The 14662-nt window shown below is 63.1% G+C and carries 16 protein-coding genes; 11 read left to right on the top strand and 5 right to left on the bottom strand.

Annotation, left to right across the window (positions count from 1 at the left end; translation table 11 throughout):
- Positions 1-5: 5 nt before the first annotated feature.
- A complete protein-coding gene (locus tag FJW06_RS07760) occupies positions 6-524 on the bottom strand; it encodes a single-stranded DNA-binding protein (RefSeq protein WP_140750281.1) in 519 nt (172 codons plus the stop codon).
- A gap of 236 nt (positions 525-760) precedes the next feature.
- Between FJW06_RS07760 and FJW06_RS07765 the strand changes: the two genes are divergently transcribed.
- From FJW06_RS07765 to FJW06_RS07800, 8 genes are all read left to right on the top strand, one after another.
- Positions 761-1075, top strand: coding sequence for a metalloregulator ArsR/SmtB family transcription factor (locus FJW06_RS07765; RefSeq protein ID WP_042642786.1), 315 nt, complete (start codon positions 761-763; stop codon positions 1073-1075).
- Entirely contained in the window at positions 1072-1548 is a 477-nt protein-coding gene (locus tag FJW06_RS07770; protein WP_140750283.1) for an SRPBCC domain-containing protein, read from the top strand. Before FJW06_RS07765 ends, FJW06_RS07770 begins: the two co-directional genes overlap by 4 nt.
- Before the next feature lie 16 nt (positions 1549-1564).
- Positions 1565-2167: an ATP-dependent Clp protease proteolytic subunit gene (locus FJW06_RS07775; RefSeq protein WP_140750285.1), complete on the top strand. Its 603-nt coding sequence runs from the start codon at positions 1565-1567 to the stop codon at positions 2165-2167.
- Between the two features lie 76 nt (positions 2168-2243).
- A complete protein-coding gene (locus FJW06_RS07780; RefSeq protein WP_140750287.1) occupies positions 2244-2525 on the top strand; it encodes a hypothetical protein in 282 nt (93 codons plus the stop codon).
- Between the two features lie 794 nt (positions 2526-3319).
- Positions 3320-6241: an excinuclease ABC subunit UvrA gene (gene uvrA / locus FJW06_RS07785; RefSeq protein WP_140750289.1), complete on the top strand. Its 2922-nt coding sequence runs from the start codon at positions 3320-3322 to the stop codon at positions 6239-6241.
- 106 nt (positions 6242-6347) lie between these two features.
- Positions 6348-6806 (top strand): GNAT family N-acetyltransferase, encoded by a 459-nt coding sequence (locus FJW06_RS07790; protein ID WP_140750291.1) that lies wholly within the window; start codon positions 6348-6350, stop codon positions 6804-6806.
- A 28-nt stretch (positions 6807-6834) separates the two neighbouring features.
- Complete coding sequence (locus FJW06_RS07795; RefSeq protein WP_140750293.1) at positions 6835-7641, top strand: DUF72 domain-containing protein; 807 nt, start codon at positions 6835-6837, stop codon at positions 7639-7641.
- Between the two features lie 112 nt (positions 7642-7753).
- Positions 7754-8899, top strand: a complete 1146-nt coding sequence (locus FJW06_RS07800) for a GGDEF domain-containing protein (RefSeq protein WP_140750295.1) — start codon at positions 7754-7756, stop codon at positions 8897-8899.
- A 22-nt stretch (positions 8900-8921) separates the two neighbouring features.
- Here FJW06_RS07800 and FJW06_RS07805 read toward each other — a convergent pair whose 3' ends face one another.
- Positions 8922-9098, bottom strand: coding sequence for a hypothetical protein (locus tag FJW06_RS07805; RefSeq protein ID WP_140750297.1), 177 nt, complete (start codon positions 9096-9098; stop codon positions 8922-8924).
- Positions 9099-9723: 625 nt separating this feature from the next.
- Between FJW06_RS07805 and FJW06_RS07810 the strand changes: the two genes are divergently transcribed.
- The gene (locus FJW06_RS07810) at positions 9724-10113 is read left to right on the top strand and encodes a hypothetical protein (protein ID WP_140750299.1); all 390 of its coding nucleotides are present in this window, start codon (positions 9724-9726) and stop codon (positions 10111-10113) included.
- A 155-nt stretch (positions 10114-10268) separates the two neighbouring features.
- Here the strand turns inward: FJW06_RS07810 and FJW06_RS07815 are convergent, their stop codons facing one another.
- From FJW06_RS07815 to FJW06_RS07825, 3 genes are all read right to left on the bottom strand, one after another.
- Complete coding sequence (locus tag FJW06_RS07815) at positions 10269-11840, bottom strand: GMC family oxidoreductase (protein WP_140750301.1); 1572 nt, start codon at positions 11838-11840, stop codon at positions 10269-10271.
- 142 nt (positions 11841-11982) lie between these two features.
- Positions 11983-12531 (bottom strand): gluconate 2-dehydrogenase subunit 3 family protein, encoded by a 549-nt coding sequence (locus FJW06_RS07820; protein ID WP_140750303.1) that lies wholly within the window; start codon positions 12529-12531, stop codon positions 11983-11985.
- Between the two features lie 78 nt (positions 12532-12609).
- On the bottom strand, positions 12610-13005 hold the full coding sequence (locus tag FJW06_RS07825; protein WP_140750305.1) for a VOC family protein: 396 nt from the start codon (positions 13003-13005) through the stop codon (positions 12610-12612).
- A gap of 337 nt (positions 13006-13342) precedes the next feature.
- Between FJW06_RS07825 and FJW06_RS07830 the strand changes: the two genes are divergently transcribed.
- Positions 13343-13648, top strand: coding sequence for a ribbon-helix-helix domain-containing protein (locus FJW06_RS07830; RefSeq protein WP_140750307.1), 306 nt, complete (start codon positions 13343-13345; stop codon positions 13646-13648).
- 261 nt (positions 13649-13909) lie between these two features.
- Entirely contained in the window at positions 13910-14662 is a 753-nt protein-coding gene (locus tag FJW06_RS07835; RefSeq protein WP_181178182.1) for a gluconate 2-dehydrogenase subunit 3 family protein, read from the top strand.

The following is a 14662-nucleotide window of genomic DNA, read 5'->3' on the forward strand; positions in this document are numbered from 1 at the left end:
TCAGCTTAGAACGGGATCTCGTCGTCCAGTTCGCGCGACGAGCCGCCGCCGCCCCTGGAACCTTCGCCGCCGCCACGGCTGAAACCTTCGTTCGGGCCGGACTGGCCGAAATCGGAGCCGCGGCTGCTGCCGCCGCCGGAATAATTCCCGACCTGGCCGCCGCCACCCTCGCCGCGCGCATCGAGCATCTGCAATTCGCCGCGGAATTTCTGCAGCACGATCTCCGTCGTGTAGCGGTCATTGCCGGTCTGGTCCTGCCATTTGCGGGTCTGCAGCTGGCCCTCGACATAGACCTTCATGCCCTTCTTCAAATACTGCTCGGCCACCTTGGCGAGCTGGTCGTTGAAGATGACGACATTGTGCCACTCGGTCTTTTCCTTGCGCTCGCCCGAGTTCTTGTCGCGCCAGCTTTCCGACGTGGCAACGCGGATGTTGACGACCGGATCACCGGAATTCAGGCGGCGGATTTCAGGGTCCGCCCCGAGATTGCCGACCAGAATGACCTTGTTGACGCTACCCGCCATCTTGCTTCTCCGCGCTCATCCGAAACAAATTTTAAGTCGCTCACCTTACAGCCTCGGGGTCGCCCATGCCCGCAAAGGCTGGCTTTTCCCACAAGGTTTTTGTTCTCTTTTCGTTCTAGTCACAACCGCCTTCTCTGTCAAGGAATGTCAGCAAAGGCAGGGTTTAGACCTGTGTCTCGATATGGCGATCAAATAGCCGCTTGCCAAACCAATAAGTATCGACTTATGCTTTGTCCATGATCGAAGCAGAGATTTTCCGGGCGTTGGCCGACCCGACGCGGCGCGCCGTCTATGAGCGGTTGACGGCCAGCGAGATGAGCGTGAGCGAGTTGCGCGCCGGCATGAGCGTGTCGCAGCCCGCGGTCTCGCAGCACCTCGCCGTTCTGCGCGGCGCCGGCCTGGTGGTCGAGCGGCGCGCTGGCCGCAACGCCTATTACCGCGCCGATCCGCAGGGGCTCGACCCGCTGCTCGGCTGGATCGAACGCTACCGCGCCTTCTGGCCGGAACGCATCGAGAAGTTGAAGACGGTTCTGAAGGGAATGGATCAATGACGGCAACCGAAAACCCGACGGTCAACGAAGCGCCCCTCAGCTTCGAATGCGACCTCCCCGATCCGCCGGAAAAGGTCTGGCGGGCGCTGACCGAGCCGGAACTGCTCGCCGCCTGGATGATGCCGAACGACATCAAGGCTGAAGCCGGCAGCCGGTTCGCTTTTGGCGGACCGGATACGCCGGTCGAATGCGAGGTGCTCGAGGCCGAGCCCGCCAGGCTGCTGCGCTATTCCTGGCGCGAACGGCCCGGCGCGAAGGATGCCGGCCGGCTTCCCGCCTTCGACAGCGTCGTTACCTTCAGGCTCGCCGGCACGGTCACGGGCGGCACGCATCTCAGCATCGTGCATGACGGCTTCGTGCCGGTGGCGCAGCCGCTCGTCGCCGTCTCGGGCGCGGGATGCGGACTTTCGCTGAACGCACGCAAGACCCCAACCGCCGCCAATGCGCCTTGCATGATGCTGCGCGCGGCCTGATCGAAAGGAATCCGTCATGAGCATTGCCAATCTGGTGCCGATGGTCATCGAGCAATCGAGCCGCGGCGAGCGCTCCTTCGATATCTTTTCGCGGCTGCTGCGCGAGCGCATCGTCTTCATCAACGGCGAGATCAACGACAATGTCTCGGCGCTGGTCTGCGCCCAGCTTCTGTCGCTGGAATCGGACCATCCCGAAAAGGAGATTTCGCTCTACATCAATTCGCCCGGCGGCATGGTGACCAGCGGCTTCGCCATCTACGACACCATGCAATACATCTCCTGCCCGGTGTCGACGGTCTGCATGGGCTTCGCCGCCTCAATGGGCTCTTTCCTGCTGATGGCCGGCTCCCCGGGGCGCCGCATCGCGCTGCCCAACACGAGGATAGTACTGCATCAGCCTCTCGGCGGCTTCCAGGGCCAGGCCTCCGACATCCAGCGCCATGCCGAGGACATCGTGCGCACCAAGCAGCACATGACCGAACTCTACGCCAAGCATTGCGGCCGAACCTACGAGGAGGTCGAGCGCACGCTCGACCGCGATTACTTCATGAGTGCTGCGGAAGCGAGGGACTGGGGCCTCGTCGATCACGTCTACGACACGCGCAAGAAAGCGGCCTGAGGTCGCGGGGCGGGCGCGCGGCAATTTGATCGCCGCGCATCTGGCATCCCTTTGGTCGCGTCCCTATAGTCCGCGCATGATCAGGTCCGCTCAGCCCAGACATTTATGCGCTGCCCTCGCCGCGCTTGCCGCCGTGCTGATGTCCGGCGCCGCGCTGGCCGAGGACAGTTCGCCGCAGAAACTGCCCGGAGTCAGCGGCGACTACCGCATCGCCAAGCCCGCGCCGCAGCCGGAACCCGATGACGCCCAGCCCACCGGCAGCGACGGTTCGTTCAAGATCGGCAACACCGATGTCAGGATCGGCGGCAGCATCACCATCGACATGGCAACGGGCGGCATGAAGCTGCCGAACCGCTGATGGCGGTCGCAGGCTAGCGCTTCGCAAAATGTAAGCCCCATCCCTGCTGTGCAGACGGATGGGGCTTCATGGATCTGAAATCCAACTTTAGCCGGGAGTGAACTGCCGGCGTTCTGTCTCGGATGCAACGCGGCGTTCAGCCGACGATCCGACTATGGTCTCTGATTGTTGGCAATCGGCAAGTCACGGTTTGTCGGGCCGGCATTTCAAGTCTGCCCTGGCACTTATGCCCGCCGCGGCTCCATCTCCGTGTGGAGCCTCAAGGGACTGTCCGGTGGCGTCATGCTCCGCTCCTGGGTCCGTTGCGACAATGTCGTTCGAAGCGCAAATCGCTATCACCTGCGGCGTCTCGCAGGCCGCCTGTTGGGCGGCGAGGCCATCGAAAGACGGCCGGCTTCGTTGACGGTTTGAGACTGCTCCCGTGGGTCCCTGGCGTCAACACTTGAATAGCCGGTTACCGAAAAATGTGATCGCCGGTAGGTTACGTTCGGGTAACCCGAGCGGCTCCGTGGATCAACGAGGCGGGGATCGGCGGCACTTGCTTCCACGACGCTTCGAGCGACTGATCCCACGGTGCTTGACGCGACTTTGTTTCCACAGCGCTTTGTCAGGAGCGTGTTCGGCCTTTGTTCTTTCCGCTTGCCCGCTCGCGCTAAAGGCGGTTAAACCCATGATCGGCTTCTTCCGTCGAGATTGTGGCGTCTCTCGACGCGGCGGCAAAACAACCTACATATGGGATGGCCGGGACAACCCGCCCAATCCAGCAAATTCCAGATCTGAGGCGGCGACCGGCGATGGCCGACCATAAATATCTTTCCATTCGCGGGGCGCGCGAACACAATCTCAAGAACGTCGATCTCGACCTGCCGCGAGACAGCCTGATCGTCATGACCGGGCTGTCGGGCTCCGGCAAGTCGTCGCTCGCCTTCGACACGATCTATGCCGAGGGCCAGCGCCGCTATGTCGAAAGCTTGTCGGCCTATGCCCGGCAATTCCTCGAGATGATGCAGAAGCCGGACGTCGACCAGATCGACGGCCTGTCGCCCGCCATCTCGATCGAGCAGAAGACAACCTCGCGCAACCCGCGCTCGACGGTCGGCACCGTCACCGAGATCTACGACTACATGCGCCTGCTCTTCGCGCGCGTCGGCATCCCCTATTCACCGGCCACCGGCCTGCCGATCGAGAGCCAGACGGTCTCGCAGATGGTCGACCGCGTGCTGGCGCTAGAGGAAGGCACGCGCCTCTATCTGCTGGCGCCGATCGTGCGCGGCCGCAAGGGCGAGTACCGCAAGGAACTGCTGGAGCTGCAGAAGAAGGGTTTCCAGCGCGTCAAGGTCGACGGCACCTTCTATGAGATCGCCGACGTGCCGGCGCTGGACAAGAAGTACAAGCACGATATCGATGTGGTGGTCGATCGTATCGTCGTGCGCGGCGATCTGGCGACCAGGCTCGCGGATTCGATGGAGACGGCGCTGAAGCTCGCCGACGGGCTGGCTGTGGCCGAGTTCGCCGACCGGCCGCTCGACGCCAGCCTCACCGGCGAGGACTCGGTCAACAAGTCGAAGAACGAGACGCATGAGCGCATCCTGTTCTCGGAAAAATTCGCCTGCCCGGTGTCCGGCTTCACCATTCCCGAGGTCGAGCCCAGGCTGTTCTCCTTCAACAATCCCTTCGGCGCCTGCCCGACCTGCGATGGCCTCGGCAGCCAGCGCGCCATCGATCCCAACCTCGTGGTGCCGGATGAGAACGTCTCGCTGCGCGACGGCGCCATCAGCCCGTGGGCGAAGTCGACCTCGCCCTATTACGCCCAGACGCTGGAAGCGCTCGGCAAGGCCTATGGCTTCAAGCTCGGCGACAAGTTCAAGGACCTGAGCGCGGAGGCGCAGAAAGCCGTGCTGCATGGCACCGGCGAGCGCGAGATCACCTTCCAGTATGACGATGGCCTGCGCTCCTATAAGACCACCAAGACCTTCGAGGGCGTCATCCCCAATCTCGACCGGCGCTGGAAGGAAACGGAATCGGCCTGGATGCGCGAGGAGATCGAGCGCTTCATGTCGGCCACTCCCTGCCCCGCCTGCAACGGCTACCGCCTGAAGCCGGAAGCGCTGGCAGTGAAGATCGCCGGCAAGCATATCGGCGAGGTCACTGAGATGTCGATCCGCAAGGCCGACCAGTGGTTCACCGACCTGCCGGCGCAGCTCAACGAGAAGCAGAACGAGATCGCGGTCCGCGTGCTCAAGGAGATCCGCGAGCGGCTGCGTTTCTTGAACGACGTCGGCCTCGATTATCTGACGCTGTCGCGCAACTCCGGCACGCTGTCGGGCGGCGAGAGCCAGCGCATCCGGCTGGCCTCGCAGATCGGCTCCGGCCTCACCGGCGTGCTCTATGTGCTGGACGAGCCGTCGATCGGCCTGCACCAGCGCGACAATGCGCGCCTGCTCGACACGCTCAAGCACTTGCGCGACATCGGCAACACGGTGATCGTCGTCGAGCACGACGAGGACGCCATCCTGCATGCCGACTACGTCGTCGACATCGGCCCGGCCGCCGGCATTCATGGCGGCAGGATCATCGCGCAGGGCACGCCGCAGCAGATCATGGCGACGCCCGCTTCGATCACCGGCAAATATCTGTCCGGCGAACTCGAAGTGGCGACGCCGGAAGTGCGACGCGAAGCAAAGAAGAACCGGCGCATCAAGGTCGTCGGCGCGCGCGGCAACAACCTGAAGAACGTCACGGCCGAGATCCCGCTTGGCACTTTCACTTGCGTCACCGGTGTCTCCGGCGGCGGCAAGTCGACCTTCCTGATCGAGACCTTGTTCAAGGCGGCCTCGCGCCGCATCATGGGCTCGCGCGAGCATCCGGCCGAGCACGACCGCATCGAAGGGCTGGAATTTCTCGACAAGGTCATCGACATCGACCAGTCGCCCATCGGCCGCACGCCGCGCTCGAACCCGGCGACCTATACCGGCGCCTTCACGCCGATCCGCGACTGGTTCGCGGGGCTTCCGGAGGCCAAGGCGCGCGGCTACCAGCCGGGCCGCTTCTCCTTCAACGTCAAGGGCGGCCGCTGCGAAGCCTGCCAGGGCGATGGCGTGATCAAGATCGAGATGCACTTCCTGCCCGATGTCTACGTCACCTGCGACGTCTGCCACGGCAAGCGCTACAACCGCGAGACGCTGGACGTGCTGTTCAAGGGCAAGTCGATCGCCGACGTGCTCGATATGACGGTCGAGGAAGGCGTCGAGTTCTTCTCGGCGGTGCCGGGCGTGCGCGACAAGCTGGAGACGCTGAAGCAGGTCGGCCTCGGCTACATCCATATCGGCCAGCAAGCGACGACGCTTTCGGGCGGCGAGGCGCAGCGGATAAAACTCGCCAAGGAACTGTCGCGCAAGGCGACCGGCAAGACGCTCTACATCCTCGACGAGCCGACCACCGGCCTGCACTTCCACGATGTCGCCAAGTTGCTCGAAGTGCTGCACGAGCTGGTCGATCAGGGCAACACGGTGGTGGTGATCGAGCACAATCTCGAGGTGATCAAGACCGCCGACTGGGTGCTCGACCTCGGCCCCGAAGGCGGTGACGGCGGCGGCGAGCTGGTGGCATCGGGCACCCCGGAAGCGATCGTGCGCGAAAAGCGCAGCTACACCGGCCAGTTCCTGAAGGAGCTTCTGGAGCGCCGCCCCGGAGGCAAGCGCGAAGCGGCCGAGTGATGGCAGGCAACAGCCTCGTCTCCGTCGAAAGCCGCTTCGGCGCCGTCGCGGCCATAGCTGCCGGGATGCAGAAGTTCGTCGCGACCGCTGCCGGAGTGGACCAATCATGAGAGCGGCCCGCCCCGAAGACCTCGCCGCCGTCGTCGGGCTCACCGGCGATGCCTATGCCCCTTACACGCCCATCTTCGGTGGGCCGCCCGTCCCGGTCACCGAGGACTATGCGCCGCGCATCGAGCGCGACGAAGTCTGGCTGCTGGAAGAAGGCTCAAAGCTCGCCGGGCTGATCGTGATCGAACGGCATTCCGACCACGCCATGATCTTCAGCGTTGCCGTCGCGCCGGCTTTCCAGGGCAAAAAGCTCGGGATCAGGTTGCTGACCTTCGCCGACGAGCAGGCGCGGGCATGGGGCGTGCCGGAGGTGCGGCTCTACACCAATTCGCGCATGGAACGGAACATCGCGCTCTATTCCGCTTACGGCTATCGCGAAACGGGTCGCCGTGCCAATCCATACCGGCCAGGATGGACATTGGTCGACATGGTGAAGCCCGTCGACCGGGCGGCCTGATCGCAGGTTCAAACGGAGGAGGAAGACGATGACTGCCCAAGGAAAAATCCGCTCCGGCATGGGCGGCTGGACCTTCGAGCCCTGGGATACCGCCTTCTATCCGGAGAAACTCGCCAAGGCTAAGCAACTGCACTATGCCAGCCGCCAGGTGCCGAGCATCGAGGTCAACGGCACCTATTATTCCAGCTTCAAGGAACCGACCTTTGTGAAGTGGGCCAAAGACACGCCGGAGGGTTTCGTCTTCTCGCTTAAGGGCAACCGCTTCGTGACCAACCGCCGCGTGCTCGGCGAAGCCGGCGAATCGATGATGCGCTTCCTCGGCTCCGGCGTTGCCGCGCTCGGCGAGAAGCTCGGCCCGATCCTGTGGCAATTCGCGCCGACCAAGAAATTCGACGCCGACGATTTCGAAGCGTTCCTGAAGCTTCTGCCCGAAAAGCAGGACGGCGTGCCTTTGCGCCACGCGCTGGAAGTGCGCCACGACAGCTTCATCGTACCGGAATTCCCGGCCCTCGCGCGCAAATACAAGGCCGCGATCGTCTATGCCGACCACGCGAAGTATCCTGCGATCGCCGACGTCACCGGCGATTTCGTCTATGCACGCCTGCAGACCGGCAGCGACGACAACCCCGACTGCTACACGCCGAAAGGCCTCGACGAATGGGCGAAGCGCGTAAAGACCTGGGCGGAGGGCAAGCAGCCCGCCGACCTGCCGCGCGCCGATCCCAAGACCGATGCGCCGGTCAAGCCGCGCGACGTGTTCGCCTATTTCATCACCGAAGGCAAGGTGCGCGCGCCGTTCGGCGCCATGGCGCTGATGAAGCGGGTGGCGAACTGATAAGGGCAAATCCAGCAATCTTCGGGGCGATCGTAACGTAATCGATACTTCCTTGCTGCACTAATGGACCTACGTCAGGTTGCAGAAGCCCGGCGCCGGCAGGGACGCGTGCATGCTGCTCGACTACAATTCATTGCTTCTGGCCGTCGGCTTCTCCGCCGCTTGCCTCAGCCTCACCCTGGTCGGAACCTGGATGGCCGCCCGTTCCGACAAGTTCCTTTTGACGTGGGCTGTCAGCGTGCTGATCGTGGTGGTCGAAGTCTTTGCCTACGACGCCTATATCGCCAGGCCCGGAACGGCGCTCGGCGTGCTGACGCTGGCGCTGCTCTTGCTGGGCTTCTCGGTGATGCTGGGTGCTGCCCGTCAATTCAGGACCAGGCGCTCGCCCTTGCCGCTGATCGCGCTCGGCGCCGGCATTTCCTATACTATCGCGCTGCCGCCTATGGCGCTCGGCTATGACGGGCTGGGCTTCATGCTGGAGAACGCTCTGGCCGCGCTGCTCCTGTTCGGCACCGCTTATGAATATTGGCGGGGCCGCGCGGAAGCGCCTGTCCATCTCATCGGCGTGGCGCTGCTCTATTCGCTGACCGCGGCATCCTTCGTGCTGTGCGCGGCCGTGCTGGCACGGGACGGCAGGCTCGTCCTTGGCCATGCGCCAAGCAACTGGGCGGAGGATCTGAGCCTCATCATCGTCATCGCCTCCATGACCGGCATCGGCGCATTGTCGCTGGCGCTCAACCAGGGGCGGCACGCCCGCCATCATCAGCGCGAGGCGCAGACCGACGCCTTGACCGGCCTGCTCAACCGTCGCGCCTTGTTCGACCTGCACGGCCAGACACCGGTCGGCGCTTTCACGGCGGTGGTGGTTTTCGATCTCGACGGCTTCAAGGCCGTCAACGACCAGTTCGGCCACGCCGCCGGCGACGAGGTGCTGAAGGTCTTTGCCGAGGTGCTCTCCGCCGACCTGCGCCCAAACGACTCCGTCGCCCGCATGGGCGGCGAGGAATTCGCCATGGTGCTGAGGCGCACCTTGCCCGAGACAGCCGAGGCGACGGCCGAACGTGTCAGGGCTGCGTTTGCCGCGCGTACGGTCGAGACGGAGACCGGCCCATTGCGTTGCACGGTCAGCGCCGGCTTCGCCTTCGGCAGCACGGACGGCATCAGCTTCGACAAGGTCCTCAGCGCCGCCGACAAGGCGCTCTACGCCGCCAAGCGCGGCGGCCGCAACCGAGTGCTCGATTTCCGCCGTGCGGGTTGAAGCTTAGACTAAGGCATTGCCCTCAGTGGTGGGCGATCACTTCGTTGAATGCATCGAGATCGACGTAGAAGACCTTGGTCATTTCACCCAGCAGATCATCCTCGTCATAGCCCTGCGACATCAGGATGTTGATCGCCGCCATGATATCGACGCGATCTGTGAGCCGCCGCTTCTGATAGTCCTCGACAAAACGTTCCATCGCCGTCCCCTGGCACGAATCTTTTTGGACGCGTTGACCGACAATCACTGCGGGGAAAGCTAGGCAGGCTTGCTTGCGTGGAACTTGCGGGCGGTGACCGCGCGCCTTCCCCTCATTGGCGACTGATACGGAAGCGGCCGACTCTCACCAAGGCTAAGAAAAGGCTAGCATGCAGCCCATGTTCCGCCAGGGCAGCAGCCAATCAAATCGCAGCAAGCTGTCTTCGCGCGAGCAGCAGCAGCGATGCCCGGCCGGGCGCGATCATGCGTCGTGCTCCGGCCGGGCGCCTTCCCCTCGAAGGCAACATCTGCGTTCGTCAGCGCATCGCCGGCGAACGATCTCGTGGAGGCACATAGGTCCTTGGCCCACCAAGCATTGCAATCCCCATGCCAAATCGGTCCCGTTAAATGACACGCAGGATATTTCATATTTTCAGCCAGTTAGCTGAATACGCGGTAGAATGCGTCTGGTTGCCGGTCTCATTCGTGAGGAAACTTTACGCGCCCAGGTTCTGCACAATTGATCCAATGCCTAAACTTTGTTCAGAGCTGTCTGGCAACGATACCGGCCCGGTTGCAGGCTCATGGCGAAATGGGGCAAGGTCGCCGTGCAAACGAGCGACGTCATGGCCCTGCGAACGATCCTGACTTTCCTGCTTCTGATATCCACTGCCGGCGCCGCCCGCACCGATTTCGCCAACGGCAAGCTGCCGGACGGCGTCTATCACTGCGAGGTCTACCTGCTCGGCCTGTTCCTCAATCTCGGCGAGATCACCATCAAGGGCAGCCTCTACAGCGGCCCTGTGACCTTCGGCGCCCCGCCGCCGCCTTACAATTACCAGATGAACCCCAATGGCGAGATCACCTGGCTCGGTCCGCTCGGCGGCTACACTAGCGGCGGCAATTCGATCTCGATGACCCAGGCGACGCTGGACGACCCGAGCGCTCCCTCCTTCGACATCATCATGAAGCAGCAGGACGGCGCCTTCACGGCCTCGACCTGCACCAGAAGGTAGCCGCGCATAAAAAAGGCGCGGAACCCTTTCGGGTCCCGCGCCAGCAGGCAGTCGGGAGGACCAACGCAATTCCAGAAAAAGTGCGTAGCGGTTTTCCGTCCGGAATTGCGTCAAACAAAATAGCTGGAGCGGGTCGGCGGTTACGCCGAACCGCTTCAGATGGTCTTGGCCGACATTTGCGCGGCGATGTAGTCGGCCTGGCGGATCGCCAGCGTCACGATGGTCAGCGTCGGGTTCTCCGCGGCGCCGGTGGTGAACTGGCTGCCGTCGGAAACGAACAGGTTCTTGATGTCGTGCGACTGGCCGTGCTTGTTGACCACGCCGTCCTCCGGCTTCTCGCTCATCCGGTTGGTGCCGAGATTGTGGGTGGAAGGATAAGGCGGCGTCGGGAAGGTCCTGGTCGCGCCGACCGCGGCATAGAGCGCCTGGCCTTGGCTGTAGGCGTGGTTGCGCATGGCCTCGTCGTTCGGATGATCGTCGAAATGGACGTCGGCGATCGGCATGCCGTGCTCGTCCTTTTCGTCCTTGTGCAGCGTGATGCGGTTCTCCTCTCGCGGCATGTCCTCGCCGACGATCCACAGGCCGGCCATATGGTCGTAATGATCGAGCGCCGTGGTGAAGGAACGGCCCCAGCCGCCGGGGTTGAGGAAGGCCGCCATGAACGGAAGGCCGAGCGACAGCGTCTCCATCTCATAGCCGCCGACGAAGCCGCGCGAGGGATCGTGGCGCGCCTCGTCGCGGATGATGCCGGCCATGGTGGTGCCGCGATACATATGTACCGGCTTGTCGAAAATGGCATAGACCGAGCCGGTGGTGTGGCGCATATAGTTCTTGCCCACCTGTCCCGACGAATTGGCAAGCCCATGCGGGAACTTGCTCGATTCCGAATTGAGCAGCAGGCGCGGGCTCTCGATCGCATTGCCGGCGACCGCGACGACGCGGGCCTTCTGCTCCTGCAGTTTGCCGTCCTTGTCGGCATAGACGACGCCGGTCACCTTGCCTGAAGCGTCATGGTTGATCTTGATCGCCATCGAGTTCGGCCGCACCTCCAGATGTCCGGTCGCCTCGCCCTTCGGGATCTCGGTGTAGAGCGTCGACCATTTGGCGCCCCATTTGCAGCCCTGGAAGCAGAAGCCGGTCTGCTGGCAGGAATTGCGGTCGTCGCGCTCCACCGAATTGATGGCCATATTGCCGGTGTGGCATTCCTTGTAGCCGAGCTTGTCGGCGCCGGCCTTGAGCACCTTGAAATTGTTGTTGCCGGGCAGCCGCGGCCAGTTGTTGGTTCCGGTGACACCCATCTTGGCTTCGGCCTTGGCGTAATAGGGCTCCATCTCGGCCAGCGTCACCGGCCAGTCGAGGAGGTTCGCGCCCTTGACCTTGCCGTAGGTCGTGGCCGCCTTGAACTCATGCTCCTGGAAACGCAGCGAGGCGCCCGCCCAGTGCGTGGTCGAGCCGCCGACCGACTTGACGATCCAGGCCGGCAGGTTCGGAAAGTCCTTGGCGACGCGCCAGTCGCCCGACGTGGTGCGCTTGTCCTTCCAGGCGAGCTGGGCAAAGGACTCCCACTCGTCATTGATGAAGTCCTCATATTCGTGGCGGGCGCCCGCCTCGAGGATGACGACGTCGATGCCTTTCTGCGCGAGCTCGTTGCCGAGCGTGCCTCCGCCCGCGCCGGAGCCGATGATGACGACCACGCCGTCATTGTTGAGATCAAATTGTGCTGCCATGGTTTCCTCCCATGAAATTCTGTCGAAAAGCGGTTCAGGAGCAATTCCAGGAAAAGTGCGTAGCGGTTTCCGTGCGGAATTGCGTAAAACAAAGACTTAGAGTGGTTCGGCGAAACGCCGAACCGCTCTAGGACAGAGCGGCTCAGAGCCACTCGACGTCGTTGAAGCCGCGCGCGATATAGCCGCCCTTGGAATAGGACTCGCCCTCGTAACCGAAGATCGGCCACACCTCCTTCTGGTTGTAGAGGCTGACGACAAGTCCGCCGCGCACCGCCTGGAAGAACGGCGTCTTCTCGATGCCGGTGAGCAACGCCACCCGCTGCTCCTCCCAGCCAAGCCCGCGATAGCCGCCCTTGCCCGCCTTCTTGTCGAGCTCGGCGATACCCTTCTCGATCAGCTCCTTGTGGGCCGGGTCCTTGGCGGCCGTCTCGTCGTGGTCCTTGACGGCAATGGCGTAATATTTGTCCGGCACCTGGTCGTGCGGGTAGATGTCGCGCGCCACCTGGATCAGCGTCGCCATCGTCTCCGGCTTCAGCGCCGAGGTTTCGAGACCCCAGGCGTGCTCGGGGCTGATGACGGCGCTGCCCGAGATGATGAGCAGCGCGCCCGCGCCGCCGCGCTTCAGAAGCTCGCGCCGCGAAAGCCCGGCCTCCGTCCCGTAGCCCGGCTGCTTCTGGTAGACTGTAACCATGATTTCCTCCCTGCTTGCTGATCGCACCCCTGAGAGAGTGCCGTTGCTGGCGCCGCGCCTCTCCGCGGCGAATATCCCCTATTGAAAGCGCCCTCCCCGCTGCAGGACCTCGATCTTGTAGCCGTCGGGATCCTCGATGAAGAAGAAGCGGGCGATCAGCGCCCCGTCGTGGTTGAACTCGACGATCTTCTTCGGGTTGAGACCGAGCGCGCCGATCCGGTCGTGCTCGCTGTCGAGATCGGCGACCGAGACGGCGAGATGGCCGTAGCCGTCGCCAAGCGCGTAGGGCTCGGTGCGCCCCTTGTTGACGGTCAGCTCCACCTCGAAAGGCGAACTCTCATTGCTGAGATAGACGAGTGTGAAGGTCTCGAAATCGAGCCGCTGCGCGACCTTAAGGCCAAAGGCCTTGCCGTAGAAATCGACGGACCGCGCCTCGTCGAGCACCCTGATCATGGAATGGATCGTCTTCGCCAAATCGGACTCCGTGAGCTCTCTTGCTTCGAAGCCGATTATGCGCGCCGGCGAAAAATGGTGGTGGCAGCCGATTACCACGCTTGGAGCTTGAAAACGGCTAGTGTCGCTCCAGTTTCATCTGCATGCCGCCCAAAAGTGTGCCGCGGTTTGGGGAACGGCATGCAGGACACAAAAGGTTTAAAGCGCGTCGCCGAAACGGCTTCGGCGACGCGCTTTAAGGACGAAAGTCTGATTGCCGTCGACGGCTATCGGATCGAAAATGACCGACGCAGGCAGTGTTCAAAAAGGCGCCAGCCGACCCAATCGGCGCCAAGACAAACAACAACGGGAGGTACCGATGTGCAGAGTCTTCGCCGGGCAGGACCCGGAAGGCTACCGGCAGATCAACAGGTCGATCCGCATCGACGGCCATTCGACCAGCATCCAGCTCGAGGCGACGTTCTGGGGTCTGCTAGACGAGATCGCCGACAGCCAGGGACTGACGACCCCGAAATTCATCTCGAAACTCTATGACGAGGCGATCGAGATCAACGGCCAGATCCCGAACTTCGCTTCCATGCTGCGCACGACCTGCGCGCTTTATCTGCGCGGCCACCGGCCCAGCGTTGAGGACCAGGCTGCGTTGAAGCGGGAAGCCGCCTAACACGGCATGGTGAATTCCCCTGGACAGGCCAGGCGGCGGAGCGATCCGCCCACCGACAGGTTATTGCATCCATCTAAAATACAGGCACAACGGACAACGGCGGCAGGCCTAACCAACGATTGACGATGCGCTTGACGGACAGTCTATCTTTCCGCAGGCTGGCACAAATCGAGCTATGCGGCTTGAGCTTTACAGTTTCCATCATCTTTAACTTGGGCGTGATTTCCCGAGGCCGGCACCTTTATCTTCGAGGCACCTAATATGAGCCATCGCTATCCTATCAGGATGAACCGGCGTCTTTTCCTCTCCTCTGTCGCCATGCTGACGATCACAGCTCCGGCCGTGAGCTTCGCGCGAACGATCTCGGGCTCCCTGCCCTGGGAGCCGATGGCTTCGGATCCGCCGGCGCGGGTCATCCCCGGCGGGTGGCAGTTCTTCACGCCGAAGGAAGCGGCTCTGGTCGAGGCCATCGTCGACAGGCTGGTCCCCCACGACGACCTCAGCATCGGCGGCAAGGAGGCCGGCTGCGCCGTCTACATCGACCGGCAACTGGTGGGCGCATTCGGGACATCGAGCCGGCTCTACACGCAAGGGCCGTTCAAGCCGGCATTGCCGACACAGGGCTACCAGGGCGAAGCCGACCCGGCACAGCGCTACCGCGCCGGACTGGCTGCCATGGATGCCTTCCTGAAACAGCGCGACGGCAAGACATTCGTCGAGCTCAAGCCGGAGGAACAGGACGCTTTCCTCACCGAGATGGAAGCGGGCAAGGTCGATCTGCCCAACGGAGTCAAGGCCGCCGGATTCTTCGGGCTTTTGCTGCAGAACACGATGGAGGGCTTCTTCGCCGACCCGATCTATGGCGGCAACAAGGACATGGCGTCGTGGCGCATGCTCGGTTTCCCGGGCGCCCGCTACGACTACCGGGACCACGTCGCCAAGCACAATCAGCCTTATCCGCTGACGCCGGTGTCGATCGCCGGGCGTCCGGAATGGCTCGGCAAGGGAGCCTGA

The sequence above is a fragment of the Mesorhizobium sp. B4-1-3 genome, assembly GCF_006439355.1.
Classification (GTDB): Bacteria; Pseudomonadota; Alphaproteobacteria; order Rhizobiales; family Rhizobiaceae; genus Mesorhizobium.

Coding starts and splice junctions, on each gene's coding strand:
- FJW06_RS07760 (WP_140750281.1), bottom strand. CDS start 524: ATGGCGGGTAGCGTCAACAAGGTCATTCTGGTCGGCAATCTCGGGGCG.
- FJW06_RS07765 (WP_042642786.1), top strand. CDS start 761: ATGATCGAAGCAGAGATTTTCCGGGCGTTGGCCGACCCGACGCGGCGC.
- FJW06_RS07770 (WP_140750283.1), top strand. CDS start 1,072: ATGACGGCAACCGAAAACCCGACGGTCAACGAAGCGCCCCTCAGCTTC.
- FJW06_RS07775 (WP_140750285.1), top strand. CDS start 1,565: ATGAGCATTGCCAATCTGGTGCCGATGGTCATCGAGCAATCGAGCCGC.
- FJW06_RS07780 (WP_140750287.1), top strand. CDS start 2,244: ATGATCAGGTCCGCTCAGCCCAGACATTTATGCGCTGCCCTCGCCGCG.
- uvrA (WP_140750289.1), top strand. CDS start 3,320: ATGGCCGACCATAAATATCTTTCCATTCGCGGGGCGCGCGAACACAAT.
- FJW06_RS07790 (WP_140750291.1), top strand. CDS start 6,348: ATGAGAGCGGCCCGCCCCGAAGACCTCGCCGCCGTCGTCGGGCTCACC.
- FJW06_RS07795 (WP_140750293.1), top strand. CDS start 6,835: ATGACTGCCCAAGGAAAAATCCGCTCCGGCATGGGCGGCTGGACCTTC.
- FJW06_RS07800 (WP_140750295.1), top strand. CDS start 7,754: ATGCTGCTCGACTACAATTCATTGCTTCTGGCCGTCGGCTTCTCCGCC.
- FJW06_RS07805 (WP_140750297.1), bottom strand. CDS start 9,098: ATGGAACGTTTTGTCGAGGACTATCAGAAGCGGCGGCTCACAGATCGC.
- FJW06_RS07810 (WP_140750299.1), top strand. CDS start 9,724: ATGGCCCTGCGAACGATCCTGACTTTCCTGCTTCTGATATCCACTGCC.
- FJW06_RS07815 (WP_140750301.1), bottom strand. CDS start 11,840: ATGGCAGCACAATTTGATCTCAACAATGACGGCGTGGTCGTCATCATC.
- FJW06_RS07820 (WP_140750303.1), bottom strand. CDS start 12,531: ATGGTTACAGTCTACCAGAAGCAGCCGGGCTACGGGACGGAGGCCGGG.
- FJW06_RS07830 (WP_140750307.1), top strand. CDS start 13,343: ATGTGCAGAGTCTTCGCCGGGCAGGACCCGGAAGGCTACCGGCAGATC.
- FJW06_RS07835 (WP_181178182.1), top strand. CDS start 13,910: ATGAGCCATCGCTATCCTATCAGGATGAACCGGCGTCTTTTCCTCTCC.